The organism is Mesorhizobium sp. M1E.F.Ca.ET.063.01.1.1 (assembly GCF_003998155.1).
Lineage (GTDB): Bacteria > Pseudomonadota > Alphaproteobacteria > Rhizobiales > Rhizobiaceae > Mesorhizobium.
In genome coordinates this window covers 1-618 of the sequence record NZ_RZSC01001455.1, presented here as the reverse complement: position 1 = coordinate 618, position 618 = coordinate 1, and the positions used below count along the sequence as shown (strand labels likewise).

Annotated in this window: 1 protein-coding gene and 1 pseudogene; both read left to right on the top strand. The window is 66.0% G+C overall.

What is annotated here, in order from left to right; translation table 11 throughout:
* Nucleotides 1–158: pseudogene (locus tag EOA29_RS43625) on the top strand (class I SAM-dependent methyltransferase); the annotation flags it as partial.
* A 105-nt stretch (nt 159–263) separates the two neighbouring features.
* The coding region (locus EOA29_RS39190) for a laccase domain-containing protein (RefSeq protein ID WP_189479178.1) at nt 264–618 on the top strand (355 nt) is incomplete at its 3' end.

The following is a 618-nucleotide window of genomic DNA, read 5'->3' as shown; positions in this document are numbered from 1 at the left end:
GCATGGGGCTGCTCGAGCGCGCCGGTTCACTCGGCGCCGACGCCGATGACGGCGCGCGGCAGGCGATTTCCGACGCGGTCGAACGCCTCGCGGGTTCAGATGCCATGGGCGAGCTCTTCAAGGTGATGAAGGTCCTGCCGGCGGCGAAAACCGGCTGACATCGACAGGCAATCCGTGCAAGCTGGCCCGGCTACTTGCCCGAGCTTCGCCCCTCGCCGAACTTCACCTTGACGAAATCGCCCACGCGGACAACAAACCCATCCATGCTGAATCAGACCAGACCCGATCCAGTACGCTCGCCTCTTCTGGAGAAGGCGCAAGGCATCCGTCACGGTTACTTCACGCGCATCGGCGGCGTCTCCGGCGGCATCTACCAGGGCCTCAACATCGGCACGGGCTCCAGCGACGATCAAACGCTGGTGGCCGAAAATCGCCGTCGCGTCGCCGACTGGATGGGCGTGCCGGCGGATCATCTCCTCACCGCGCACCAGGTCCATTCGCCCGATGTCGTCATCGCCAGGGAACCTTTTGCGTATCCGCGACCCAAGGCCGACGCCGTCGTCACTGATCGGCCGGGCATCGCCGTCGGCGCCTCGACGGCCGATTGTGGGCCGGTGC